Below are 25,271 nucleotides of genomic sequence, written 5' to 3' on the forward strand. Positions count from 1 at the left end.
CCGGGGCAGGAGTGAAAATTTTTGAGAAACTAGTTGCCCACAGGGGCCGGTACAGTGATCGGACCTGGTTCTGCAATTGATGCCTCAATATCGTCTAGAAACTTGCTTTCATCAGCGGATAGAAGGTCGGGATTTTCAACCCTTATGTCGTCAACGAAGATGATCCACCGGTACAACTGTTCCTTGGTGGAACGCGGGTGCAGACTGAGTGCTGCGGCTTCCCTTGCTCGCTGTCCTGCGTCAGTCTCTAGGAGCCTAGTGACAATTGGCTGGAGCCTTTCAATGGCGTCACGCCGTCTTACACGGGCGGTTGTCTGCTGCCGGGCACGCTGATAGGCCGGAAGCGCAAAGCCGATAGAGAAGCCCACGAGAGTGAGGGCGATCAGAGATCTATAACCGACGTAGAGCACCTCCGGCTGATGAGCGACTGACTTTGTCGCTTCTTGGGCAACTAGAAGTAGTTTGATGGCCACGGCCATGACTCCGACGAAACACGACGCCGCAATTATGTCGAAGCCGATCCGGAACGATTCTGATTCCCCGACACGAGTGCGACGCAGGCACTCGACTCCTGTGTAAGCGGTGATCAATCCGATCCAGGCGAAAAACAGGCCCTGGTACCAGGCGATGGACGGATCCGCAGCAAAAACATCAGTGAAGTTTGTAGCGGAGCCGGGCGTGTGAGCGGCCAGGAGCAGGGCAGCCTGGGCGCCCGCCAATGCCACCCCGGCCAGCACCAAGAGGCGCCATCGTGCGCGAGATGCCCCTGTGGCTGCAACAACCAGACGGCTTAGTTCCGTCATGCCGAGCCCCAGAACGACATGCACGACGAGGTTCAAAACGTTCCTGTTGCCCAGCCAGTAATCCACGCTGGTGTAGACAGCGTCGATGTTGAGAGTGGTGCCAGTCGCGACCAAGATCATGGCCGTGAGGATTCCAGGCTTCCATCCGAAACGCAGCCCTACGATCCGAGTCAGCACTACAGCCCACAAGACAAGGGAGGGGAGCAGTTGTAGAAGGCTCATCCAAAGACTTTCTCAAAGTTGCTGGCTGGAGTTGGGGCCCCTTGCATGACAAAGCTTGAAAGCAAGTACGCCACTTCTTCCGCGGCCTTCTCAAGTTCGTTCCATCGCGGGGAACGGGCCAGCATGCGCTTTATACCCCTTTGCCCCCCGAGATGTTTGAAGACCGAGGGCATTGGCGATACGAGCCCTTCACAGCCTTGATGCCTCAAGAGAATGTGTCCGAACTCGTGGCAGATGACGTGCATGCGAAGCAGCTTTGGATGACTCTCTGGAACAAGAATGTGGGACTTCATATCTGTCTCTAGCCACAGGCCGGATAACCCCGGCAAGGTATCGCTAGGAACCAGGCTGATCTTGATGGGCTTGCCGTGCGCGTGTTCCACGGCGGCCAGGAGGTCATCAAAAGAAACCATCTCTGGCAACTGAAGATGATGAACGGCGGTGCTGGGCGTTCGATGCGGGCACTCCAGGTTGCTGTCTCGGTCCCAACTTCTTCGCATTAAGTACTCCACTACAACAAGCTCACACATGTTTCACGCATGTGTGAGTAGACTACTTACCGTACGCAAGATCATGTCACGGCGGGCCCTCAGGCCCTGTCCACATATACCAGCAATACGGAGGCGGCGCTTGTCATGCAGAAGGGTGATCTGGGAGATATGGTGAGTGCCGGACCCGCACCTACCGACTCCGCCAATGCTGCTGCCAGGCCATCCGTAGCGTCCAGCGGGTATGCAGGGAGCATCCGCACCCAGACTCGGCAGGATCCTAGAGGGCGACACGCGGAGCCGTTTTCTGTAAACAAATCCCCAGATGGGACTCTGCGCGGTGCTAGGTTCGATTCAGTCGATAGCTGTAAACAGAAATCCGATCGACTGCACGTGGCACCAACGATGAACCAGCTACAACCCCTGGTTGTGCGAGATTCAAAGGACCTGACAAATGAGCGCAGTAATCAATCGTGGAGGCGGTCGCCCCAGCAAGGGCCTCCGCAAATACATTGGCTTCCGCACGCCGGCCAAGACCGCGGAGGACGTTCACATGATCGCCGCCGCAAAAGGCATGACTGTCACCGACTATGTTGCCTCTGCAGTCGACCGATCCTTGCGCGAAGATTTGGCCTTGCTCGGTCAGTTCACTCAGCAGGATGAACTCCCGATCCGTATGGCCTCATAGATACAAGGAAGGCCCGCCATAAGCGGGCCTTCGAAGCTGAAGATTCACGATCCGGATAGCTTGCCGGCAGACAGATCGTAAATCGTATGGAAGTCCTTGACAGGCCTTCATTTGTGCAACAAAACCGATCTGGCAGGATCGGCCCTTCGTCATTCCCTGAACAGGAACAAAATCATCGTACAACAGCACGCTCTCTTGCTGCCAGCAGCCGACGCTACTGGCGTGTCTCAGGAGCCATCCCAGACCTCCAACGCCGCTCAGGCGTGGGCTGCGCTGACGCCTCTTCTCGCAGGTCAACCCCGCATCCGCCTCTCCCGGGACGGCGGTAAGACCTATCCCCAGAAGCACGAACGCGCCCTGACTGAGACCCTCCCCACTTTCCCTGCGGCCGTCCGGATCTTCGGCAAAGACGGCAGCTGCTCCGCCATCTTCCTTGACTTCGACTCGTCGATTGCGGGCATCGACTGGGTGGAAGCCGACGTGAAGTCTCTTCAAACATGGCTGCAGAACTGTGGGGCTCGGTGGATTGAAGATCAGTCGCCGAATGGCGGACGACACGTATACATACCACTGGAAAAACGGATTGCCTTTTCTGAAGCACGAGATGTTGTCGAGGCATTAGGCACCCGTTACCGCACATTGGACAAGACGCCGCACCAGAACATGCTTCACGGTTGTATGCGGACCCCTGGGTCACCGCACAAGCGTGGCGGCTACCAGGAACTCTCCATGAGCCTCAGCATGGCCTACGACGTTGCGAAACGCCCAAACAAGGAACAAATATGGGCAAGAATTCGCGCAGACCTAAAGGACGAAATCGCTGGCGTACGAGGGCTGAGACTGGAGCACCCACTGTCGGCAGACAACGAAGCCTATGAAGTGCCGCAAGCGGCCGGGCGAATGTCCAGACCTATGCAGCAGATGGCGCTATCGGGCCTATACGACGCGAACCGGTACGCATCAGATTCAGAGGCACGCCAGGCTGTCCTGACCGCTGCGGCCGCTGCTGGCATGAAACTCATCGATGTAGAACGGCGGGTCCTTCAGGGTGTTTGGCCCGGGCTTGCGTCTTTCTATGCCCGCTACCCCTCCAGCCACAGACTTCCCTCTCTGAAGCGGGACTGGAAAAACGCGATCACCTACTTACGAAAAAACCAGACCAACAGTAAAGGGAATAACAATGCGCGTAAATCCCCCACAAGCAAGCCAAATACACAGCCCCCTCTAGGAACCGCGTCTCATCTAGATGCCGCCAGCGAGCACCGCTACCTGCGGACTTGGGAAAACGCGCTGCGACTAAGGGAGCCCGCTTACGCTAGCTCCCGCACCGGCCTGGCTCGGCGGATGGTTCTAAGAGCTCTCGGAGCAGCCGCTCACATGACCGCTTCTCGTTTTGTTGAGTTCGGTGATCGTTCAATCGCTGTTGCGACAGGTCTTGACCACACAACCGTGGGCTCCCACCTGCGGGCTCTGCGGTCTGAAAAGGATCCTCTAGTGACCTTGGTGGAGCGCGGCCGAGGGACTAAGGGCGACTTATACATGTTGACAATTCCTGAAGGCCTTCGGCCAGGTGCCGAAGATTTGTCCTGGCGAAAGGGGAAGATGCATGCGCTCAGACCCGTCTTCAGGGAGCTGGGCCTGCCTGCAGCATTTGTTTACGAAGCACTGGAGCGCATTCCCGGTTTGACCACCACGGAGTTGGTGGGTCAGACAAAACTGTCCAGGACGGCCGTGAGCGAAAGTCTGGAGACCTTGGCAGCCTGGAACATGGTGTCAAGGAATGGTGGAAGATCCTGGACAGTCATCGCTTCGACGTCCCTCCACGAACTTGCTGAATACTTTGGAGTTCTCGAGTCTGTGGCCGGCCAGCTTCAGAGGTACCGCATCGAGCGGGTCATCTGGCGGGAGTGGCTTTCGAAAAATGTGAATACGGTAGCGGAACTCCTATCCCCCACCGAAGATTACCCCTGGGAAGCCTATGAAGGACCACCTGACGAATGGACCCTCGCTGATATGGCGTTCACCAGAGCGATGTGACCCTGAGCGGGAGGATCACAGGTTCGGGACGACGAGACCGTTAGCAAATGGAGACAAGGCCGTTTGTTTGTAAAGGTCGTGTAGCTCCATCTGAGGAGGATTACCTCGATCGGTTCCATCGTTGATGTGCTGCTTGGCGTGACATTCCAGTTTCTGCGCCTATATCGGCCCATGTCAGACCAGAGTCTCGTGCAGCGTCGACAGCCTCGTCAAGACGGGCAGCTGCCCGGTCATAACTGCGAGCCGCCATCTGCAGTGCCCAGGTCTGTACGTGTTTCTGCCATTCGCTCATGATGGATTCTTCTACTGATAAGGGGGGTATAGCCGGTGATCCGATCAGTGCTTTTGCCCGGTATCTCGCCATGTCGGTACTGCCCGCGCCAAGGACACGTTGCCACTGTCTACCAGTCCAGCCGCATTCGCAGCTACCTTGCCAACCTGCAGCTGCGCTTTCCGCCACCAGTTCATAGCCCGGCCTGTGCGGGTCTCGTTTGTGTCGGCCAGTGATTCCTTGGACGCTGATCGTCCCGTCATGTTGGTGGCTGGACCCCAGCCGACCATCGTTTAAAAGGACTCCAAGTCGTCCGCAGTGGAATCCGTCTCCTAGATCCCATTCCATGCGGTGTCCTATCTGTCAGGTTTTGTTGACGATCCCCCATTTTACGGGCCCAGGCGCTTCAGGCTTTCCGCGGATTACTCCGTGCCATCACTTGTTCGCCCGGAAGCGGCGCAACTAACGCCTTGGCTTCGAGCGCCTTAGAAACTCAGGAGTAGTTAATGCGACTACCATTAAATAATTATGTCATGACAGAAAGATTGATAGATGCCACTCAGGCCTTGTGTACTTCTGCCTCAGCCCGGAAGGCTCTGCCGCCAATTGGGCGAACCGGGTCGCTTGCCCAGAAGTCGGATGCCTGCTCCCCCACGAATCTCACGCCATGTCCCGCCGGGCGAAGCGATAATGCGCTAAAAAATAATTATGTCATGACAGAAAGATTGGTAGATGTATTGATGGATTGCGAGATGTATTGATTGCTTGATAGATTGATGTCTGGATCGAATGATTGATTGAAGGATGTATTGACTGATCTTCATCAATACCCGGGAGGCTTTGGATGACCAGTATGAGAGTTACGGCTATAGGTAACCGCAAGGGCGGCGTGGGCAAGACGTCAGTGACACTGGGGCTGGCTACAGGCCTGCGTCTAATTGGAAAGCGCGTGCTGGTAATCGACCTCGACCCTCAATCGAACGTCACGGAAGCACTTGAAGGGGCTGGGGAGTTTGACGTGTTCGATGTGCTGTACGGGGGAGAAGCTGGGACACTCGGGCAAGCCATCACCCAAACTACATGGCCGGGTATTGATCTGATCCCAAGTTCTGAGTCCCTGGCACGACTTGAATCGGAAGCTCTCTTGACGCCCGAGATGCGGCTCAAGACTGCAGCATATGGGGCGGACGAGCTTCAACAATACGACCATATCCTCATAGATCTTCCACCGGCCCTCGGGCGACTGACGTTGAACGGACTCATTTGGGCGGATCGTGTACTTGCCGTCACTGAACCAGCAGCGTTCTCTGTGAAGGGCGTGACGGAGTTCCTCGACACAGTGAAGAAGGTCAGGTCACTTCCGCACTTGAATCCTCAGCTGGAATTCCTGGGCATCATCATCAATAAGACGAGTTCACCCCTCACTTCCGAACACTCCTTCCAAATAGGAGAGCTGGAGGATACCTACGGCACCGACGTAAGAGAGCCTCATCTTCCTCTCCGTACGGCGATGCAGGACTCCGTCAGTACACGCTCGCCACTCACAAAGCTAGCCGGCCGGGGAGCGGCGATCATGACCGAGAAATTTGTTGCGCATGCACGCTACCTGGATGGGGTGAATTAATCATGGCTTTGGATCGCAAATCATCAATCCGCAAAGCACCAGCCGCCGACGTTGTGGACGTTCTGACATCCGCGGAGAAGCGCACTGTAACCGTGGAACCGGGGCAGGCTACCCAGGCCACCGCTGCGAACGCACAAGTCCAAGAGGAACCGGCACCCCCAACTGGCCTCGAACCGAGGCGTCCTGGTCCAGGAAGACCGAGAAGTAAGCGCCGCATGGAGCCCTTCTCATCAAAGATTGAAATTGGCCTTCGCGATGAATTGGATGCCTACTCGATGAGATACGGCATCACCATTACAGACTTACTGGACGAAGCCTTACGGGAGAGACTCCGCCGCAATTAAATCTGTCTGGACATAATTATTCCTGACGCCACTCTCTTACGTGGATCCGCTCACCTCGGACATCGGACAGGAGTCCTGTGACAGGCGACTAAGGGGAATCCCCGCTAGCGTGACTTTCGAAGCAGAAGAGGCACCAGGGGGAGTAGTCCATGGCGGGACGTAAGAAACAAATCGATGGCCAGCTGAGCTTTGAGGCTCTGTGGGCGGCACCGGAGGAGGACCGTGATGAACAAGTACGGCAGGCAGGCTCAGGAAGCCTGGAAGACAGCGAGCCCAACCCAGTACAGCCAGATTCAGAACCCGGACGAGTTCTTCACGAATCTGGGGGAGCAGGCACAGGAACAAGTGGACGAGCTGCAGGTCAAGCTGGCCGGCCCGGACCCGAAAGGGGAGGGATTCCTGGAGAAGGTAGGCCGGTTGAACGCGGCACGGAACCAAGCCGAGGAGATCGTCCGGTACGAACTGCTGTCGCCCCCGGAGGCGGAGGACGAGGAGGAGGAGTACGAGAACCCGAGCATCAAAGAGCACCTGGAGTTTATGGCCGAAGTGCAACACCTTCGGGAACAGCTCTAGACTCGTCCGACAGGTTTCGTCCTTCGTCTCAGGAGGACTTGGCGCCGTCTGGGGCCCGGAGCCGCATCAGGGCCAACCTTGAAGCCCTCGAACTACTCCAAACGCTGCAGACCGAGAACCGGCCAGCCACGGACACTGAAAAAACGGCTCTGGCACGGTGGGGGAGTTGGGGAGCGCAAGGCGTCTTCCAAATCTTCGATAAGGCCCGGGAAGAATACGCCGGGGACCGCGAACACCTGCGCAGCCTCCTGACCGAGGCCCAGTACGACGCAGCCCGCCGAACCACCATCAACGCCCACTACACCGACGCCGCCTACGTGCAGGCCATGTGGTCAGCCGTACAGGAACTTGGATTCGACGGCGGCACTGTACTGGAACCCGGATCTGGTGTCGGAACGTTCATCGGGTTCGCACCCGAGTCCGCTGAGATGACCGGCGTCGAGCTGGACCCGACAACGGCCGCCATCTCCCAAGCCCTCTACCCCGACGCGACGGTCCGGGCCGAGTCCTTCGCGGACACCAAACTGCCCACCGGTCACTTCGATCTGGCCATCGGCAACGTGCCCTTCGCCAACGTGACCTTGCACGATCCCCGCCACAACGCAGGCGGCCACTCGATCCACAACCACTTCATCCTCAAATCCCTGGAACTGACCCGCCCGGGCGGCATGGTGGCCGTACTGACGTCCAGCTTCACCCTGGACGGCACGAACCCCGCCGCGCGCAGGGAAATGAACCAGCTGGCCGATCTCGTGGGGGCTGTGCGCCTGCCCACCGGCTCACACCGCAAAGCAGCTGGCACCGACGCCATGACCGATCTGCTGATCTTCCGCCGCAGGGAACCCGGGCAGGAACGGGCCTCCACGCTCTGGGAGACCGTGACCGCGCGCAGGATCGACGGGACCATCACCCGCCTGAACTCCTACTTCGATGAGCACCCCGAGCGTTTGCTGGGTGAGCTACACGTGGCCCATGGCATGTACGGGGCCGAAACCCTGCAACTGACCACCGATGACCTCTCGGGCGTCCCGGACCGCCTGGAAACGGCGTTGGCCGACGTCGTGGCCGAGGCCAGGTCCGCAGGACTGGTCATCACCGAACGCACCGCAGAGCAGGACCGCCAGCGCGCCGCCTACGTCCCGGCAGCAGCCACGGAATGGGAAGGCCACATCAGCGCCAGTGACAACGGCTTCACCGTTGTCGAAAACGGCTCGCACACCGAACTCGCCGTCCCGAAAACCCAGGCCGCTGAACTACGCGCCCTTCTGGGGCTCAGGGACGCCGGCCGCAGGCTCCTTACCGCAGAAGCCGACAGCCGCGACGAAACCGCCGACATCGACACGCTCCGCGACGAACTAAAGGCCGCGTACAGCCAGTACGTCGACACCTACGGGCCGATCAACCGCTTCACCCTCCGACCCACAGGACGCGTCGATGAAGAGACGCAGGAACCCATCCAGGCCCGCAGCACACCCAGGGCCGTGTCCATCCTTGGCCGTGACCCGTTCGGGCCTCTGGTCAAGGCACTGGAGAACTTCGACGAAGCCACCCAGACAGCTACCCCGGCTGCGCTGCTGTCCAGCCGCCAAGTCCAACCCCGCCGCCCCGTCCTTGGCGTGGACACCGCCGAAGAAGCCCTCACCGTCACCCTCGACACAGTAGGTGAAGTTGATTTGGACTACGCCGCATCTTTGTTGGGCATCAGCCCAGAAGAAACGCGCGCGGCCATGGGAGAGAACATCTACCAAGTCCCCGGTCCCGACGAAACCTTCCAGACCCGCGCCGAATATCTCTCCGGAAACGTGCGCGAGAAGCTGGAAATCGCCCAAGCCGCCGCGCTGACTGATGAGCGGTTCAAGGCCAACGTTCACGCTCTGACCGAGGCCGTGCCCGAACCGCTGCGGATGGACGAAGTGGAAGCACGCCTTGGGGCTGTGTGGATCGACGCCGGAACCCATCAGGAGTTCGTCCGTGAAATCCTCAACGACCCCTACGCCAGCGTCTCGAACGCGGCCGGTTCGATGTGGGACGTCAGGGCCAACCGCCACACCCTCGCGGCCACAAGCAACTGGGGCACCCAACGGATGCCGGCCTCCGACATCCTCAAACAGGTTCTCGAACAACGGCCCGTGCGCGTCACCGACGAAGGCGACGACAAGCGCCGGGTCCTGAATCCCACCGAAACCGCAGCAGCGCAGGAGAAAGCGCAGCTGCTGCAGGAGCGGTTCAGCGAATGGGTGTGGGAAGAACCCGAACGCGCGAACCGACTCATCGACGAATACAACCGCCGCTTCAACTCCATCGTGCTCCGGGACTACAGCACCGAGGGGGAGCGGCTGACCCTGCCGGGCATGGCCAAGGACTTCTCCCCGCGCCCGCACCAGCGTGCGGCCGTGGCGCGGATGCTCTCCGAACCAGCTGTTGGCCTGTTCCACCAGGTCGGTGCCGGAAAGACCGCTGAGATGGTCATGGGCGTGATGGAACTACGCCGACTGGGTATGGTCAACAAGCCCGCCGTCATCGTTCCGAACCACATGCTGGAGCAGTTCGCCCGCGAATGGCTCCAGGTCTACCCTCAGGCCCGCATCCTCGCTGCCTCATCAGCTGATCTTGCCGGTGACAAACGCCGGCAGTTCGTTGCCCGTGCGGCCGCGAACCAGTGGGATGCCGTGATCATGACCCGCACCGCCTTCCAGCGCGTGAGCCTCAGCGCGGAAGCCGAAGCCGCCTACCTGAGCACCGAAGTAGCTCAAGCACGTGCCGAACTGGAAGCAGTCAAAGACACCAGCCGCGACAACGGGCAGAACAATTCGAGCCTCATCAAGCGGCTGGAAAAGGCCGTCATGAGTCGGGAGGAGCGGCTGAAAGCCAAACTCGACACTCCTACCGATCCCGGGATCAGCTTCGAAGAGACCGGCATTGATTACCTCGTCGTGGACGAGCTGCACGACTACAAGAACCTGGAAACACCGTCCAACATCCCCGGTGCCGCCATCACCGGCTCCAACAGGGCGTCGGATCTTCACATGAAGACCGAATTTCTGCGCGAACGGGAAGGACGGCGCGTGATCACCGGTGCCACAGCAACACCGATCGCGAACTCCGTCACGGAAATGTACGTCATGCAGCGCTACCTGCGCCCGGACCTGCTCCAAGCAGCCGGGATCAAGGACTTTAACACCTGGGCCGCGACCTTCGGCCAGGTCGTTGAGGAAATGGAACTCTCCGTCGCCGGCGGTGACCGGTTCAAACTCAAGAGCCGTTTCGCGAAGTTCCAAAACGTCCCCGAACTGCTGAAGATGTTCCACACCTTCGCAGACGTCAAAACCGCCGAAGACCTCAAACTGCCGGTCCCGAAGTTGGCCGCACGTGACGGGGACGGGCTCCGGCAACCCAACATGCTCGCCGTCGAACCCAGCCCTGAACTGCGCGAGTACATCCAGGACATCGGCAACCGCGTCGACGCCATCCAAGGCCGCCTCGTGCCCTCCGAGGAAGACAACATGCTCAAAGTCTCCTCGGACGGCCGTAAAGCCGCCCTGGACATGAGGCTCGTGGATCCCGCACTGTCCCAACGGGGACCCACCAAGATCAGCGCCACGGCCGATCTGCTGGCCAGCGTGTACGAAGAACACAAAGACCGCATCTACACCGACCCCTCAACCGGAGAACCAGAACCCGTCCCCGGTGCCCTGCAGCTGGTCTTCTGCGACTTCGGCACACCCTCGGAGAAGTGGAACGTCTACGGCGAACTCAAAGACCAGCTCCGCCGTAGGGGAGTGCCCGAACACATGGTCCGGTTCATCCACGAAGCCAAAAACGACAACGAGAAAGGCCGGCTGTTCGCAGCCGCCCGTTCCGGACAGATCGCAGTGCTGGTCGGCTCAACCTCAAAAATGGGTGTCGGCACGAACATTCAAAAACGTGCCGTGCACCTGGTGGACATGGACGCCCCGTGGCGGCCGGCCGACGTCGAGCAACGCCACGGCCGAATCCTGCGCCAAGGCAACCAGAACCCCGAGGTTCGCATCTCCCAGGTTGTCACCAAGGAATCCTTCGATTCCTTTATGTGGCAAGGACTGGAACGCAAATCCCGGTTCATCAACCAGATCATGCGCGGACGCCTGGACGTCCGGGAAATCGAAGACATCGGGGATAACACCCTGAACTTCGCCCAAGCCAAAGCCATCACCAGCGGCAACCCGCTGGCGCTCGAAAAGGCCGTCGCGGACCAAGAACTGGCCCGCCTGTCCCGCTTGGATCGTGCGTACAACCGCAACCTGGCCGCAGTGAACCACAGCAAGCGCGGCGAACAAGCCGCAGCCGACGCAGCAGCCCAAGACCTGCCACTGATCCACGCCGCCGTCGCAAGGACCGTAGACACTACCGCGGATGCCTTCAAAGCCACCATCGGAGGCCAGACCTTCGACAACAGGACCGACGCCGCCGAAGCCCTCCGCGGATGGGCCGGCAGACAAGGCCACCGGCTTATGAACCTCTACGGGTACGACGAGCTCGGTACCATCGCCACCCTCGGCGGCCACGAACTCCGCGCCAAACTCGTCCCCGGCCGGGACCTCGACCGCTCCACCGTAGAAGTCCGCATCGAAGGCGTACCCAGGGCAACCACCCAGATATCCCGCAAGGGCCTGCTCTCCGCAGACCTTGGCACCATCAGGCAACTCGAAAACAGAGTCTCCTCCCTGCCACGGCTCGCCGCCGACGTCGAGACACGACGCCAGGAAGCCCTCACCCGCATCGAACAAGCAGACAAGGCACTGGGAGAACCCTTCAAACACGCCGAAGCGCTCAAAGCCGCTCAGGCCAGCACGGCACGCATCGACCAGCTCATGGCCGACGCAGCAAAACCAGAGGAACCGCAGCGGCACGAATCTGATCCCGAAATCGACCCACGTCTGGAGAAGATGCAACGCCTCATGAACGCGTCATTCCCGCTACAACCGGGCTCCGCAGCCCCACGGGTCGGGGCAACGAAAGCCCATTTGCCGACAACGCCCCAGCAGCACCAGCAACGCACAGGGTACGAACGGTGAACCAGGCAAGGACATCGACGCTATGTGTCTCGGTACGACCTTCTTGGACTCTCGCGACGGTGAAAGCAGTCTCATCCAAACCGTCACGGACGCTTGCCAGGCGAACGGTGGCCTCGGTTACTACCTCTGCGAGGCCGGAAAGCTTGGGATGCGTTCGAGAGGTGGGCCCACCGCAATCGTTGTTCGTTCCCCCTGTGGGCCGGCCACCAGCCCTAGGTTAAATGAGAGCAGGAGTTCTTGGATAGCGTGGCGGCCCCAGCCGAGCAATACGAATGCACTTCCTTCGTTCAAGACCCTGCCCGTTATGACTCCGCCACCCTCCATCACGTGCCTGTACGCGAAGTCGTTGAAAAGTTGTGGTGCCCAGGAGAAGCCGTGCGCGAATCCGGAACACAGCTGCCACTGGGAGAAGAAGTCTGTCCCCCGTTGCTTATCCGTCAGCTGCAGAGCGGCAGTTCGGTTAAGAGCAGACTTCACCGCAGACCTTTTAATACCAAGGAAGGATGCACTGCTTAGGAGCGTGTCCATCTGAACTTTCAAATCCTCTGCTGCATTGTTCGCATCCTGCTGGACGTTGGTAGGAACCTTGGTGTTTCCTGCCAGATGCCGCAGATACTTACCCGCGTTGAAAAGTGAATCATGGGCGACACGTAGCGCACGCTCCTGGCGCCCGACGCGGCCAACCCCCGTCATTATCCACATACCGATGCAGGACAGCTCTACTGAGCCTCGCACAAGGGTTGGAATGCCAGCAGGGTGGAGGCACCCAAGCCCAGCCGCCAAATCGTATGCGGCGGAGAGGTCGTCTACCGCGGAGTCAAGCAGAGACCGAACGACAGCAGCGACCGATGAGCCCTCGGGCATCCCCTGCTCATCACCGGACAGCAAACTGTCCTTATGCGGTGCGTATGAAAGTTTGTTGGCTGACCGATCCTGTGTCTGCTGAAGCCATTCGCCCAGCTTGGCCCAGTCAGCCAATGCGGCATCCTCTTTGTTCAGCATCTCCAAAGTCTGTCAGAGCAGGCTTCGCGTAGGGCGAAGGCCTTGCGACGTCGATTCATGTTTCATCGCCGGTCAAATACGACCGTTTTTGACCATCGCAGGGAAGCTTGACCGCCTAAGCCGCTGAGACTTGGTCAAAACTCAGTGGCGATATCAAGGGTGGTCAGAAGGTATGGGGAGCGTTTCTGACTGTCGGCCGGGATACACCGCAGCCGAACGCCGTCGCCTTCCGTTGAGGGTGTCAGCATGGGTTGCAACAGCCAAGTACGGACAATAGGCGTGAGGCATGGGCGCGAAGGCGGGATATGGGTCCTGGTCAGCGAAGGCGATATTTATGCCACGGTCGACCTGACCGGACAGCAATCCAAGGAGCTGATCCAGGTCTTCGAGGCTCACCTTGCAAATCTGGTGTGAACGGCCTGCTTGACGGGCAACTGAGTATCATCGGCCGATCGTCGGATCGAGGCACGCCTATCGTCTATCTGTTGTCGCCAGCGCAGACGGGCAGCGTCATGGCGTAAGCCGCTTCTCAGCTCTGTGCACGATCCGCAGTAGTAGGTCGGCGAGGTGAATCACTTCGGCCGCTTCCATCGGGTCATCGAATTGGACCGTGCGATGACTAGTTGGATTCTTGTATGCGCCTATGGCGCCGGCGAAAAGACTAGCGGTGGCTTCGTTTTCTCCACCTTCAGCCGCGGTGTCTCTCAACAGCCCGTCCTTAGTATTAAAGGCTTTGCGCATGAGATGGACCCCGATGGTCTCATCGGGGAGCCCCGCTACACGCCTCACCTCAACCTCTACTGCTTTGAGCGCGGCGAAGCATGCAGTTTCGTAATCTCCCAGAGAGAAATTGCTGTGAGCGGACGACAGCAACGGGTCCAGTGGCCCGGCCAGTCTGTCAGCGGCCCATACTTTCGACATTGCCTTCGGATCGTGTGAGAGTTCCAGACCCGGCCCCGTCACTCGCTGCCAGCTCGACCCGGCTCCTGTACCCGGGCCAATCAGCCCATGAGACTCCAACCAGGCCCAGGCATCACTCAGCCGGTTCAACAGGATTGGCTCGTCGGGCTGTGTGTCATCCCTCATTGCCTCGGCAAAACCTCTGAAGGTGTTGTTGGCGCTCACGTTACCCGTGTCCAGCTTCCCCAGAAGCTTCAACGCCAGATCGGGTAACGGCAGGTTGCGGACGTCTTCGAAAGCGATCAGGGGGCGATACATAGGGCCAGCATAGGTGAAGGGCTGTCCAGCAGAATCAATCGGATCAGACCGTGGTGCTCGTGTTGAAGCGCGCTGGTTCCCGATGTCTCGAAATAGTAATGCATTCTGAGGCAGTGCTGCGTCTCGGGTCGGCAAGCCAGATACTCAGAATTTCCGCGAACCACGGGGTCTCGGCTAGTCGTCTCGCCGTGAAGCGTCTCAGTATCGGCAGGGGAGGGGGTTTCCGAGTGAGGGAACGCAAGGGGATCCCCTACCGGACGCTGCATCTTTGCGGCCATCGCAGCGCGCAAAACAAATCGACTCAGCTCCCCAGACCCAACTTCTCATGTCCGGGTCCCGTTCGGGAGCCACGACCAAGACGCCGCAACTACTTCAAACGCGCCTCCGCTATCCACATAAATCATGTAGTGTCGCATCTCCCATCGCCCGCCAGTGAACTTCGGCTCGGATGTCTTAAGTTCATTTACCCAAGCTGACTGTGCAACCTCGACTAAGGTGTCGTACGCTCCTTCAACATGCCACAACGTGCAATGGCTCTCAGCGCGAAACCTAAATGCCCGAACCTTTTCAAAGGAGATACCGGCACGAACAAGGACCCCATCTCGCTCAAATTCGTATCGCAACTCCGCCCCTCCACCTGCTGTCGGGTAAGCGAACGTTGGATCACTTTCAAAAGAGGTGGAGGGCGCCGGCAGGACGGCAAGTGCACGTTTTTCCATAGTGGGAGCCCATATTACTGGCCGGGAAAGAAATAACCCGCTGCTATCAAGTTGGTGCGCGCAAGCCTGCCGTCGCTGCTCGTGTCCTTCCACAGAATTTCGGGCCCGGCCAGAAGTGGATTCTGAATGCCCGGTAAGGATCCTTCACCGGACGGCGAACCGGAAGGGAGCCTGAGCCGCGTCATCAGCTTTCCTCAGGGATTCAACAACGTCTCGTCGAACCAGACATCTTCGTAGCCGGGTGCTAAGAGGAATCGCCACCCCGGAGGCAAAGCGAGATAGGGAAGGACTTCTGGACACCAGGTCGTCAGATGCTCGACGTGCAAGGGAACGAAGAAGTCGGGCGTGGTTCCGAGCTCTTCGCCGCGCCAAATGAACCAGCCACTGGTGCCAGTTGCGGCGGGATGCCTTAGACCATTGAGGGGAAGAAGATGCGACGACCGTACGTTTTCGGAAACTCCTACTGTCATTCCTTTCAAGGGTGGTGCCGGAACAGTCGCGAACCTGGTGGTCATCTGCATTTGGGCGGAAAGGATCGAATCTTGCATACAAGGAATCTTCGCCTATAAACGCAAACTACCTGCCCCTAAGCCGATCCTTCTGTGTGCGTCTGGTTACTCTCAGTTGTATGGATGTTCTGTATCAACCGAATGCAGCAGGCCTCGAAGCCTTGGACGAACTCGATCACGTCGACTGGAACCGACTGCACCACGCGTACGGAAAAGGCGCCGTTTCCCTGGAAGGCTCCAACGCGTCACTTAGCATTGCCGGCGACGTAGCGCGATCGTTGGCTGCGCTTCGAGACGACCCTTCCTTCGCAATCGGTGATGGGCTCTACTCCAACGTCTGCCACCAGGGCACGGTATATGAAGCAACCGCCTTTGCAGTTCCCTTTATCGCAGCAGTTGCCGCTGGTGATGTCCCAGACTCGATCCGCGTACCCTTGCTGGCGCTCTTGGGGGACATCTCTATCGGAGGAAGCTACGTGGCTCCGCACGGGTCTCACTCGGGTGCTTACGGAGATCAGGTAGGCGTCCTCGTCACTGAATCGCTCGCCACTTCCATGAGACGCTTCACAACGCTCCGAACGCCCGAGCTCGTGGCACTGGTCCAAGCGATCCGGTCGCTTCTTGATCACTCAACCGACGCACACCGCGAGGCGGTCGAGTCCGCAATCGACTCTGCACTCACGCTCGCTCAGCCGTAGAAGCGACCGTCCGTAAGCCGGTCCCTCTACGCCCATCCATGAAGGCGTATCCTGGACGCCGTCGCATCACGAACCCCGGCATGCACGTAAGACCCGCACGGTGATATGCACGATGACGGGGGGATAACAGCAACCTGTCGGCGCCCTGCATTCATCTCATCAATGGATCCTTTGATGGGAACCGAGAGTTGGAACTGGTTGGCGAATCTGACTCTCGGATTTCCGACATGAGGCTTGTCCCAACAATGTGTCTCACTAGGGTATTCTCAACATCACTCGTATTTGTCCTTTGATAAGACCCGGAGCAGTGATGGCACGCCTTGGATACGCCCGCGTCAGCCTGGCTGAACAAAACACCGATCTGCAGATCCGTGAACTGAAAGAAGCCGGGTGCGAGCGAATCTATAAAGACCAAGGAATCAGCGGGACCCGGGTCAGTCGACCGGAGCTGGACCGGATGCTGGACCGTCTCGGTCCAGGGGACGAAGTCGTGGTCTGGAAGCTGGACCGGCTGGGACGCAACACTCGCCACCTGCTCGAGCTATTAGATGACTTCAAGGCGCGAGGCATCAAGTTCCGTTCCCTAAGGGATGGCATCGCCACTGACCCGGCCAGCGAGGTCGGGGGAGCGATGGCCCAGGCGATGGTCACCATCATTTCCGCGTTCGCCCAGCTTGAACGAGACCAGCTTTCCGAGCGCACCAAGGCCGGAATGGCGGCTGCAGCTGCCAATGGAAGGAAAGCGGGACGCCGTGAGATCACTACAGACCACGAGAAGGTCAAGAGGGCACATGAACTGAAGGCTCGCGGCCTCAAGCCGACGGACATTGGAAAGATCATCGGAGCCAGCCGCGCGACCGTCTACCGATACCTAGGCATGGACTCTTGAGGCTACATATCTAGCTGTCCCGGAAGTTGTCTTTGTGACTGCCGTCCACAGCAGGTCATTTGGGACAACATCCGGGACGGAAATGTTACGCGAGGCCGGCTGCCGACGCACAGCCAATCACCGCCGCGTAGCGATCAAATCCACAGGGGAGCGGCCCGGTTCTAAGGAATTGGAACGGGCGTGGGTGTGGCGTTTAGAGCACGTTCTCCGGGTAGTTTCACGGCTGGTTAAGGCGGGAATGCAGAAGGACACCGAAACTGCGGGCATCTAGATGAACGTACTAGCTCCGAGTGGCCGGAGGATGGCCGATTAGTGGGCGGGGAGAGAAGGGAACGGCACTCCAGAGAAGACGCTGGCGCCCTCGCGCAGTCCGTGGATGAATCCGGCGACCGCTGCTCGTTCCCTGGCCGGCATCGCCTCGACCGACGAGAGAATCCACGCGACGTCCGGCGAGATGGTCTCGGCCTTGGGTCGCATCGTTGTGTCAGACGTGACAGGTCGAGTCACGGGTTCCGGACATGCAAAGGTGGCGATCAGTTCGGGGGAATCCATCGAGCCACCGTCCTCTAGCGCTCCTGCCCGCAGTTCGATCATGACTGCCGCAAGACGCCCGTCGATAGGGTCACGGAGACCTACCTCGGGTTTGTGGTCAACCTTCCAGGTGTCGCCCAGCATGCGTCCGAGGATGTCGCAGATCGCTTCGGAGAGTGCGAGTAACGCCAGCGACGGGGCGTAGAAGTCCTCGTTCGGAGTCCATACCTTTTCAGCCGCCAACTTTGCCCGGTGATGGTCGATTTCGACCTCGGGCGATGCCCGCAGTTCGCGCCACCATCGCTGGTGTGGGCGGCGCTCGTCAGTCCAGTCCTCGACCTCGACCGTCCCCTGCATCGCCCACCAGAGTTCGAGGAGGGCATCGGCGTCGAGTTCCAGCGCGTCGGCGTAGGTGCGGACCATGGCATCGGTCTTTGGCGGACGGTTACCGCTTTCGGCCATGGAGACAGCGGCAACGGACAGCTTGGGGCTGAAAAAGGCCGCGATGTCGGCCTGATTCTTTGACGACCGTTTTCGCACAGCCTGCAGTACTCGGCCGAAGGCTATGGCTGAACTGGTCCCAGATTTCACTTCACAAACTCCTCGTTAAGCATGTAACTTAGACTTAACAACACTTGAAATGTGTTAAACGTATCACGGGGCGCCCTATCGTTCCGCGAGTCCGACAGTCACCCCGCCACGAGAAAAGGATGTTGAACATGAACCGTAGGTCACCGATTGATCCCGCCACGAACCCAAGAGTCTTCGCCGACAAAGCTGAGCAGATGGCTCACGACTTGCATCGGACGGTGGAATCGCTCAAGGTGATCGCCGATGATCTCAAGGGTGCCTACGCCGTCGTATCCCCGGTAGTCGAATGGCTCAAGTCGAAGCAGGCCTACTCACCGACCAAGGTCCAGGTGGTGGTTTCGACTCTCCAGGTGGTGGTTTCGTCGAAGGGAACGCGGTAGAACCACCACACTGCCTTCCCTGAGGTCTGGCCGCCAGCGCCTTTTCTTGAAAGGTTGCCTGGGGCGGCGTGTTGGAATTGATCATGGACCGCACCACTTTAGAAGCAATTGGTTTCCAAGAATTTCACACCTTCTTGACCCTGGACCCGATGTCTCCGCCGCTAGGATACGGGGCGTACGTTGTTCTCCGTCCTTCTTCGGATGAGCCTCAATTTCTGATGGAGAGCCGAGGGGGACGTTTCAAAGGGCAGGACCGTACCGTGCGTCCCGCTGAGGCTCTCAGCCGCAACTGGGTTACGCATGCGCCTGTCCTCTATATAGGAGGTGCAGGCATGAAAGTCGGTCAGGGCACACATCTGCGTGGCCGCATAGATTCATATCGTCAATATGGCCATGGCCTCCCGAGGTCCCACGCCGGCGGTTGCCGTATCTGGCAACTGGCGGATTTCGAGGAACTCCTGATTACCTGGAAGGAGACGCCTGGAGTGCCAGGTCTAATTTTGGAACGACGTTTGAGAGAGATGTTTGCCGATGATCACGACGGAGCACGACCCTTTGCGAACGGACCTTTGAAAAGGAAGTAGTCCAAAACCTCAATCGATAACCAGGGCCATATTTTAGGCACATACTGGAGCCGTCCTTCCGGTGCTCCTGGATCACAGGGGTGTCTCACTTCCAATGAAGTGGGACTGGCAAGTGTGTAGCGTTTAGGGTCCCTTCGCCCATGGCCAGAACTCATGTAGCCATCTGGCGGGGGAGCTAGCGGGGACGCGTAGGATCGTCCCATGGGGACCAAAGGCACGACTAAATCATTCGCTGTTCTAGCAGGGTTGTTGGTGGCAGCGTTTTCGCTTTTTGCCGCACTATGGGTGAACGGGAACATCCCTTTGCCTGCGGCCGTAGCCACTTCATTTATTCTCGGTGTGGCAACGTTTATAGCAACCAGCAAAGGCACCGCTAGGAAATCCAACTAGCAGGTAGCATCGCGGTTCCTGGAGCGAGGCCAAAGCATACGCGTTCCGTACTGTCGGGACGCTGAGGCCGGGACATATCAGAAGTCGTTCCTTCGTGCCTGGAGGGCGAGTTGGCGCCCGAGGGATCCCCTTACCGGCATCTGCGGCATCGAACATCAGCAAGAAAGCCTCCGGCTAGCAATCGAATCCACGATGGGGAGTGTGTCGCGCTTCCAAGGATGTGGGACACCCGAGCTGACGTGAACTTCGCTCCAATCTAGTAGTTAAGTGTGTGTTTTACTCTTACTCTTGCAATTAAGATCTTAATTTGCTAATCTGTAGGTAGTTCAAGGCATTAACTACTTACAAGGAGATCATCATGACCGTTCCAACTGGCTACGACCCAAACATCCGTTTCTATGCCACGCGTTACCGCCAAGGGGGTCGACGGGTGTTCTCGCTAGATCTGTCGCTTACCCAAATAGCGGACCTTCTTCCTGCTCCCGATCCGCGGCACCCGGCGGAAGGAAACCGGCAGGTGAAGGAAGCTCACGCTCGGGCCTTTGGTGACTACATCAGGGAGAAGCCGGACTGGGTAGCCCCTGCCCTGGTTCTGCGGGCACCGGATATCTTTGAGTTCGAAGTGACACAAGAGATCAACGGAACCGAGTTTGGAATCATTTCCTTCCCGACTATGGCTAGGACCGATCTGCGGATTTTGGATGGACAGCATCGAACCCTCGGCATTCATCTCGCTATTGCGGGCATCGCGGCAGACCTGGAGAAAGCGCGTAGCGCCCTTTCCGGAGCGAAGAAGAACGGTGCTGAGACGGGCGTCATCGCCCAGTTTGAGAGCAAAATCCAATCGCTCAATGATCAGCGCCAACGCCTCTCCCGTGATCGAACCTCACTCCAGATCTTCATTGAAGACGACCAGATGGCCTACAAGCAGATGTTTTTCGACATCGCGGACAACGCCCTAGGGATCACATCCTCAGTGAAGGCCCGGTTTGATAGCCGCAAAGTTGTTAACCGCGCTCTTGAGGGCGTAACCAAGCACGCGCTGTTCAAGGACCGTGTAGATCTCGAGCAGGACCGCATGGGCAGGGGGAACCCCAACCTGGTCGGAGCAAAGCACGTAGCTGAAATCATCCGCACGATCGCTGTCGGAATTGACGGGCGGGTTGGCCGGCGACTCGAGGACGAACTCGACGAGGGGGAGCTCGTCGAGAAGACAAACAACTTCCTCGATACCCTCGTGGCATCGTTCCCGCCCCTGGAAGCTGTCGCCGATGATCAGCTCACCCCCCAGGAACTGCGGTCGAAGACCCTGCTTGGTTCAACAGTCATGCTTCGCGTTCTCGCCGGCGTGTATGCCGAATTGGCAGACACGCAAATGTTCGATGACGACGACGTGATCGAGTTCTTCCAACAGCTCGCGCCATCCATGGAAGGCCCGGTCGAAGACGGCAGTATTTGGCTGGACCACGTTCCCGACAACGTCTTCAGCGTTGGGGCGCTTTCGCCTAGAAGCCGACGCCAGGATCTTAGGACCCTACGTGACGCCATGGTCAAGTGGGCTGTGGACAAGCCTCTCTGGCTCGTATAACAGCGAGATCTAGTAGATGGCCTCTGGGATGTGTTGTCCCAGGGGCCATTCACGTGTTCACAGAAAATAGTCGACGTCGCTGATCTCGCTGGAGTGTACGAACATAGCGTCCTTTGGGTTCAGGTACCCCCGTCTCACTGTGACGATGTAGTAGTCACCTCGGTGGACGCACGGCCCGAACAAGGCCATTACAAATTTTTCTCCCCTATGTTCGGGGTCACCTACTTCGGCGATGTGTGGTCGGCCGTCGCGGACGTATTTCAATCGCTGGATTCGTGCACCGGAAGCTGGGTGGCCAACGGTCCTGAAATGAAGGTCTTGATACACGGCCTCAGCAGCGGAGGGGTCCAGGCCGGTCATAAAGAACGGAACCCGGGAGAAATTGGTGTGGGGAAAGGAACTATGGCTGAGTCTCATGCAAGGACAATAAGCGAGTCCACAGGAGAAGGGTGGGACGCCAACGCTTATCCCTTGGCCTGATCGAACCCCTTATGCTCTGGATTCCTGGCTGATCTTGGATAGTAAGGTCTCCCGGACCATGTCGTACAGCTTCTGCGGATCAGGGAGATAGATATAGGGCTCGACCCTCATCAAATCCTGAACAGCGGTTCCTCCCATTGTCATTGCGACACCGTACTGCTCTGCGAGCCGGACGACCGGCGCGAACCATTCGGCACGGTAAATCTCGAGAAGCCCTAGGCACTGGTCACCTCTGTAGACGAGTATCTGAGGATAGATGATCTCGGGCTTCTTCAAACCCATAGTCAGTTCCATTTCCGTGCCGGCGCGGACGTTCTTCATCCCACTGCGGAAACCTTCGCTCATGATCAGATGAGGCATTTCCGGGCCCAATGGCCCTTCCAACGGAATCAGGCTTTCCGGGATTCGCGAGCCGTGTTTTGGGTCAGCCGGGTCTGGTTCCATCGTTCCGCGGTAGACGTCCACGCGCGGAATGATCTCGGAGGGATCGTCATCGATGCTAACTGCCGGGTCGCTTGGAGGGTCCAATAATCCGGGTTGCAACGGGCGGTCGGCAGACTTCTTGAAGCGATCGAGTATTCCCATGACCCGAGCGTAGCCTGCTCAGATCACTTCTCGAATCTACGGCAGGCCAGCGCGTTATCTGGTCAGCGGGACTACATTGTCGGGGACGGTTGAGTCGATCTGAGCCCAGGACAGCTCGACCTCAGGTTCGTCGAGGAACCAAGCATGGGTTCCGACGGCCAAGGATGGTAGGAGCTTCTTGGCCGCTGAATGGTTCCTTGATAGGAATGCAGTCAGATAGCGAAGGTTCTCGGGCGGGAGACCTTCCTGTTCGGCCCACTCGACAAGTTTTCGTTTCCGACGTTCATTGATTGGTCCATCGGTGGCCACAACTTCAATCACCCAGATGTCCAGAGGATCAGTGACCATGTCTACGATCAGAACATCAGGCAGGAGTTTACTGACGTCCAGGCTGATACCAGCCGAGGCGAAAAGAGCTGCGTCTCCGGTGTGAAATTTATTCCCAGGCTCGCTAATGGCGAGAACAGCCGGTTCCTTGAGGCGGATCTGAGCCCATCCTTCGATCACACCCTGAATGATTTCAGATGATCGGCCGGGCGCAAGATCCCTAATGGTCCCGTCAGGCATCCGAACCGGAAGGCTGAGCGTTGCGCGGGCACGGGCATTCGCCAGACTAGCGCGCAGACGACCCGAGGATGACATATGCGTTTGGATCCAGTCATCGACAGCTCTTTGAAGTGCTGATCCGTGAAGGTCTGGATCAAAGAGTTGGGCGAAACTGCGACGCAGAAGCCAGCGGGGTCCTGGCGAGGTTGTGTCCATTAAGTACGCGCCGTCATATATGGCGCCGAGTTCCGCCCAGGGGCCAAAGACGTCGTCTCTGAGAGGCTCCCGGGAGTTGTCGGCGTACCACTGCGTCAGTCCGATGTCCCACGAAGCCATGAGGGCGTGCGTTCGCTTCTTGGTGCTTCTCGACACCGCATACCACTGACGCCGTCGGTTGTCGTCGGTGATGCTAAGGAGCTCTTCGTTCATCCATAGAACAGTGGATGGGCGGGCGAAGGGGAGGTCAGGTGATAGTTCGTCATTTTCTGTTGGTGCAACACAGCCTGCCCAGATAAGCCCCGCCACTGCTGTGGCGGCCATTTGGCCACGAAGGGCACCAGGCATTGCTTCGGCTGGAAAGATCATTTCTAGCCGTTGAATGCACAGTTCAATCGGGACTACAGGGAGGAGGGCGGGAGCGGTGGTCAAGGCTTGACTCCTGGGGTGTAGGCCCTGGCGACAGCCTCTTCCAATTCAGCGCCCGAAAGGTCTTCCCAGGAAGCCAGAACTGCAGCGTTCGGTAAGGGAATGGAGTCGATTTCGTAAGAGCTGACAGCAACTGAACCAGAAATGCAGCGCATTAGCCGGTCCAAGGTGTTTGTCTGTAGGACGCGGGCTAGCGTGGCCCGCGATATCAAGGGTTTGTCCGTTGTGGGTCGTAAAACGTTTACGTGATTTTCGATGACGACACGGCCGCCGAAGGAATCCAACGTCTCCTGGCAAAGCTCAGCGGCAACGATGCGTCGTTCTTGTTCTGGTGCCGTGGTCCGCTGCACTAATACTGCCGGAGTGGCAAGGACCATAATGCTCAGGTCAGATTTCCCGTTCAGTTCGAGATACCTCAGGCTGTCCCGGGACGGGTCGCGATGGACCATCCCACCGTCAATATCGGCTCCCCAGAGAATCATGGCGCGGTTCTTCCCCGGCCTGACATGGAGATCCGTCTTTCTGCGGTTCCACACCAAAGGGCCAGTCGAGGCGTGCCAGCCAGTTTTTTCTATTGTCAAGGGCATCTTGCCGGCCGAAGCTGACAATGTTGCATCGCGTGATTCCCGGGGGAGTAACCAAAGCCCTTGCCCTTTTGGGACGGGAATCTCGGCGACGCTCTCCACATGCCCATTGGATCGCGTGACCTTAATTCGCCGGGAGGCCTTGCGTCTGAACGTAACCAAGCAGGTTTCTTGCAGGACGCCGTTGAAGACCCCGTTACGTCCGTCAACGAAGTTCATCGAGTGCATCGGCATTGTCTCCGCCAGATGTCCACGCAGTTTATGAAAGTAACGACCAGCCGTGAAACTGGTGGGAACAAGGCAGGACAGTACGCCATCCTCAGCCGTGCCTTCGGCGCCGGAGGCCATGAACATGCCATAGATGTTGGCGTGTCCAAAGAGAACATGCGCAAAGTCCGCCCTTGTGTCTTCAGCGAGACGTAGGCGACCATATGGGGGATTCATGATCGTTGCTGTCGCCTTCTCGTCGACAACTGCCAGCCCGTCTCCAGGAACGGCGAGTACGGGGATGGGTGATCGCCGCGCTTCAGGAACTCTAGAGAGTGTAGGGAGTATCTCAGCGCCGAGAATGACATTCGTGAGCCAGGCAGACCACGGGTCCATATCGATTCCCTGGATCAGTAAGCCCAGTCCCCGAAGGGTGATCGCTGGATTGTCCCTGTAGGTAGCCCGAAGATGCTCCCGTAGCGGGGGAAGAAGCAAAGCGCCTGCGCCGCATGCTGGGTCACGGACAAGTCCGGGAAGACGACGGTTCCTCCCTCTGGGAAGTCCCAACGAAGCTCTGGTCATCTCCCACAGACGCTCGGCAAGGAAAGTCGGTGTGTAGTGTTTGCCTTCTCTGGATCGCTCAGCAGAAGCAAGCGACTCGACGTAAAGGCGTCCTAGTTCTTCCGCTGTAGTTGAGGCCCCGACATCAGCTAACGGCTTGACGCCCGGGATCGCGGCCGGGGGCTTAGCGCTCAACGCGTAGGTCACATCACCCCACGGGCCATCAAGGCCAGCTAGGCGCGCTTTTGCAGCCCACCACTGACCCACGGAAGCAATGACTGCTTGAGTCCCCGGAAGAGCAGGAGAGGCTGCATCGGCCCGCATCTCTGCTACTGCCTGAACGGACACAAAGACTCCTGTTTCTGCTTCGATTAAACACTGGGAACCCAGAATCGACTGCATTTTTGCGCGTTCTGAGCCCGTCTCTAAGACTACTAGGCGTAGTCCCTGAGCTGCGCCA

Annotated in this window: 19 protein-coding genes; 10 read left to right on the forward strand and 9 right to left on the reverse strand. The window is 58.5% G+C overall.

Annotation, left to right across the window (positions count from 1 at the left end; all coding sequences use genetic code 11):
* Positions 1-29: 29 nt before the first annotated feature.
* A complete protein-coding gene (locus ACZ5J0_RS21130) occupies positions 30-1,025 on the reverse strand; it encodes a hypothetical protein (RefSeq protein ID WP_464094771.1) in 996 nt (331 codons plus the stop codon).
* Complete coding sequence (locus ACZ5J0_RS21135; protein ID WP_464094770.1) at positions 1,022-1,447, reverse strand: hypothetical protein; 426 nt, start codon at positions 1,445-1,447, stop codon at positions 1,022-1,024. Before ACZ5J0_RS21135 ends, ACZ5J0_RS21130 begins: the two co-directional genes overlap by 4 nt.
* Positions 1,448-1,967: 520 nt before the next feature.
* Between ACZ5J0_RS21135 and ACZ5J0_RS21140 the strand changes: the two genes are divergently transcribed.
* The 5 genes from ACZ5J0_RS21140 to ACZ5J0_RS21160 all read left to right on the forward strand — a co-directional run bounded on the left by ACZ5J0_RS21140 (position 1,968) and on the right by ACZ5J0_RS21160 (position 12,104).
* Complete coding sequence (locus ACZ5J0_RS21140; protein WP_018779737.1) at positions 1,968-2,201, forward strand: hypothetical protein; 234 nt, start codon at positions 1,968-1,970, stop codon at positions 2,199-2,201.
* Between the two features lie 111 nt (positions 2,202-2,312).
* Positions 2,313-4,238 (forward strand): MarR family transcriptional regulator, encoded by a 1,926-nt coding sequence (locus ACZ5J0_RS21145; RefSeq protein ID WP_464094885.1) that lies wholly within the window; start codon positions 2,313-2,315, stop codon positions 4,236-4,238.
* Positions 4,239-5,362: 1,124 nt separating this feature from the next.
* A complete protein-coding gene (locus ACZ5J0_RS21150) occupies positions 5,363-6,133 on the forward strand; it encodes a ParA family protein (protein ID WP_062073616.1) in 771 nt (256 codons plus the stop codon).
* Between the two features lie 569 nt (positions 6,134-6,702).
* Positions 6,703-7,050 carry a TnpV protein gene (locus ACZ5J0_RS21155; protein WP_464094769.1) on the forward strand — a complete coding sequence of 116 codons (348 nt, stop codon included), beginning with the start codon at positions 6,703-6,705 and terminating at the stop codon, positions 7,048-7,050.
* A gap of 38 nt (positions 7,051-7,088) precedes the next feature.
* Positions 7,089-12,104 carry a helicase-related protein gene (locus ACZ5J0_RS21160; RefSeq protein ID WP_464094768.1) on the forward strand — a complete coding sequence of 1,672 codons (5,016 nt, stop codon included), beginning with the start codon at positions 7,089-7,091 and terminating at the stop codon, positions 12,102-12,104.
* A gap of 120 nt (positions 12,105-12,224) precedes the next feature.
* On the opposite strand, the gene ACZ5J0_RS21165 is transcribed toward ACZ5J0_RS21160, so the two are convergent.
* Positions 12,225-13,106, reverse strand: a complete 882-nt coding sequence (locus tag ACZ5J0_RS21165; protein ID WP_464094767.1) for a hypothetical protein — start codon at positions 13,104-13,106, stop codon at positions 12,225-12,227.
* 246 nt (positions 13,107-13,352) lie between these two features.
* Here ACZ5J0_RS21165 and ACZ5J0_RS21170 point away from each other — a divergent pair, with 246 nt between their 5' ends.
* Entirely contained in the window at positions 13,353-13,520 is a 168-nt protein-coding gene (locus ACZ5J0_RS21170; RefSeq protein WP_464094766.1) for a hypothetical protein, read from the forward strand.
* 96 nt (positions 13,521-13,616) lie between these two features.
* Here the strand turns inward: ACZ5J0_RS21170 and ACZ5J0_RS21175 are convergent, their stop codons facing one another.
* Together ACZ5J0_RS21175 and ACZ5J0_RS21180 are read right to left on the reverse strand one after the other, a co-directional pair.
* Entirely contained in the window at positions 13,617-14,324 is a 708-nt protein-coding gene (locus ACZ5J0_RS21175; protein ID WP_464094765.1) for a TIGR02391 family protein, read from the reverse strand.
* 913 nt (positions 14,325-15,237) lie between these two features.
* Complete coding sequence (locus ACZ5J0_RS21180) at positions 15,238-15,591, reverse strand: immunity protein Imm33 domain-containing protein (RefSeq protein WP_464094764.1); 354 nt, start codon at positions 15,589-15,591, stop codon at positions 15,238-15,240.
* An 80-nt stretch (positions 15,592-15,671) separates the two neighbouring features.
* On the opposite strand from ACZ5J0_RS21180, the gene ACZ5J0_RS21185 reads away from it, so the two are divergent.
* Positions 15,672-16,250, forward strand: coding sequence for a hypothetical protein (locus ACZ5J0_RS21185; protein ID WP_464094763.1), 579 nt, complete (start codon positions 15,672-15,674; stop codon positions 16,248-16,250).
* A 310-nt stretch (positions 16,251-16,560) separates the two neighbouring features.
* Complete coding sequence (locus ACZ5J0_RS21190; RefSeq protein WP_464094882.1) at positions 16,561-17,139, forward strand: recombinase family protein; 579 nt, start codon at positions 16,561-16,563, stop codon at positions 17,137-17,139.
* 309 nt (positions 17,140-17,448) lie between these two features.
* Here ACZ5J0_RS21190 and ACZ5J0_RS21195 read toward each other — a convergent pair whose 3' ends face one another.
* A complete protein-coding gene (locus ACZ5J0_RS21195; protein WP_464094881.1) occupies positions 17,449-18,261 on the reverse strand; it encodes a helix-turn-helix domain-containing protein in 813 nt (270 codons plus the stop codon).
* Positions 18,262-18,389: 128 nt separating this feature from the next.
* Here ACZ5J0_RS21195 and ACZ5J0_RS21200 point away from each other — a divergent pair, with 128 nt between their 5' ends.
* The gene (locus tag ACZ5J0_RS21200; RefSeq protein WP_464094880.1) at positions 18,390-18,641 is read left to right on the forward strand and encodes a hypothetical protein; all 252 of its coding nucleotides are present in this window, start codon (positions 18,390-18,392) and stop codon (positions 18,639-18,641) included.
* Positions 18,642-19,973: 1,332 nt separating this feature from the next.
* Positions 19,974-21,203 carry a DNA sulfur modification protein DndB gene (locus tag ACZ5J0_RS21205; RefSeq protein WP_464094879.1) on the forward strand — a complete coding sequence of 410 codons (1,230 nt, stop codon included), beginning with the start codon at positions 19,974-19,976 and terminating at the stop codon, positions 21,201-21,203.
* Between the two features lie 489 nt (positions 21,204-21,692).
* On the opposite strand, the gene ACZ5J0_RS21210 is transcribed toward ACZ5J0_RS21205, so the two are convergent.
* From ACZ5J0_RS21210 to ACZ5J0_RS21220, 3 genes are all read right to left on the reverse strand, one after another.
* Entirely contained in the window at positions 21,693-22,268 is a 576-nt protein-coding gene (locus ACZ5J0_RS21210) for a hypothetical protein (RefSeq protein ID WP_464094878.1), read from the reverse strand.
* Positions 22,269-22,322: 54 nt separating this feature from the next.
* On the reverse strand, positions 22,323-23,243 hold the full coding sequence (locus ACZ5J0_RS21215; RefSeq protein ID WP_464094877.1) for a BsuBI/PstI family type II restriction endonuclease: 921 nt from the start codon (positions 23,241-23,243) through the stop codon (positions 22,323-22,325).
* Positions 23,244-23,458: 215 nt separating this feature from the next.
* Entirely contained in the window at positions 23,459-24,646 is a 1,188-nt protein-coding gene (locus ACZ5J0_RS21220) for an Eco57I restriction-modification methylase domain-containing protein (protein ID WP_464094876.1), read from the reverse strand.
* Positions 24,647-25,271: the final 625 nt, after the last annotated feature.

It is taken from the genome of Arthrobacter sp. DualSoilB13 (assembly GCF_055389195.1).

What these genes read in the sequence shown, in the direction of transcription:
- ACZ5J0_RS21155 (WP_464094769.1), top strand. Translation starts at nt 6,703, where the DNA reads ATGAACAAGTACGGCAGGCAGGCTCAGGAAGCCTGGAAGACAGCGAGC.
- ACZ5J0_RS21130 (WP_464094771.1), bottom strand. Translation starts at nt 1,025, where the DNA reads ATGAGCCTTCTACAACTGCTCCCCTCCCTTGTCTTGTGGGCTGTAGTG.
- ACZ5J0_RS21220 (WP_464094876.1), bottom strand. Translation starts at nt 24,646, where the DNA reads ATGGACCCGTGGTCTGCCTGGCTCACGAATGTCATTCTCGGCGCTGAG.
- ACZ5J0_RS21170 (WP_464094766.1), top strand. Translation starts at nt 13,353, where the DNA reads ATGGGTTGCAACAGCCAAGTACGGACAATAGGCGTGAGGCATGGGCGC.
- ACZ5J0_RS21185 (WP_464094763.1), top strand. Translation starts at nt 15,672, where the DNA reads ATGGATGTTCTGTATCAACCGAATGCAGCAGGCCTCGAAGCCTTGGAC.
- ACZ5J0_RS21180 (WP_464094764.1), bottom strand. Translation starts at nt 15,591, where the DNA reads ATGCAAGATTCGATCCTTTCCGCCCAAATGCAGATGACCACCAGGTTC.
- ACZ5J0_RS21215 (WP_464094877.1), bottom strand. Translation starts at nt 23,243, where the DNA reads ATGAACGAAGAGCTCCTTAGCATCACCGACGACAACCGACGGCGTCAG.
- ACZ5J0_RS21165 (WP_464094767.1), bottom strand. Translation starts at nt 13,106, where the DNA reads ATGCTGAACAAAGAGGATGCCGCATTGGCTGACTGGGCCAAGCTGGGC.
- ACZ5J0_RS21205 (WP_464094879.1), top strand. Translation starts at nt 19,974, where the DNA reads ATGACCGTTCCAACTGGCTACGACCCAAACATCCGTTTCTATGCCACG.
- ACZ5J0_RS21190 (WP_464094882.1), top strand. Translation starts at nt 16,561, where the DNA reads ATGGCACGCCTTGGATACGCCCGCGTCAGCCTGGCTGAACAAAACACC.
- ACZ5J0_RS21210 (WP_464094878.1), bottom strand. Translation starts at nt 22,268, where the DNA reads ATGGGAATACTCGATCGCTTCAAGAAGTCTGCCGACCGCCCGTTGCAA.
- ACZ5J0_RS21200 (WP_464094880.1), top strand. Translation starts at nt 18,390, where the DNA reads ATGAACCGTAGGTCACCGATTGATCCCGCCACGAACCCAAGAGTCTTC.
- ACZ5J0_RS21175 (WP_464094765.1), bottom strand. Translation starts at nt 14,324, where the DNA reads ATGTATCGCCCCCTGATCGCTTTCGAAGACGTCCGCAACCTGCCGTTA.
- ACZ5J0_RS21140 (WP_018779737.1), top strand. Translation starts at nt 1,968, where the DNA reads ATGAGCGCAGTAATCAATCGTGGAGGCGGTCGCCCCAGCAAGGGCCTC.
- ACZ5J0_RS21150 (WP_062073616.1), top strand. Translation starts at nt 5,363, where the DNA reads ATGAGAGTTACGGCTATAGGTAACCGCAAGGGCGGCGTGGGCAAGACG.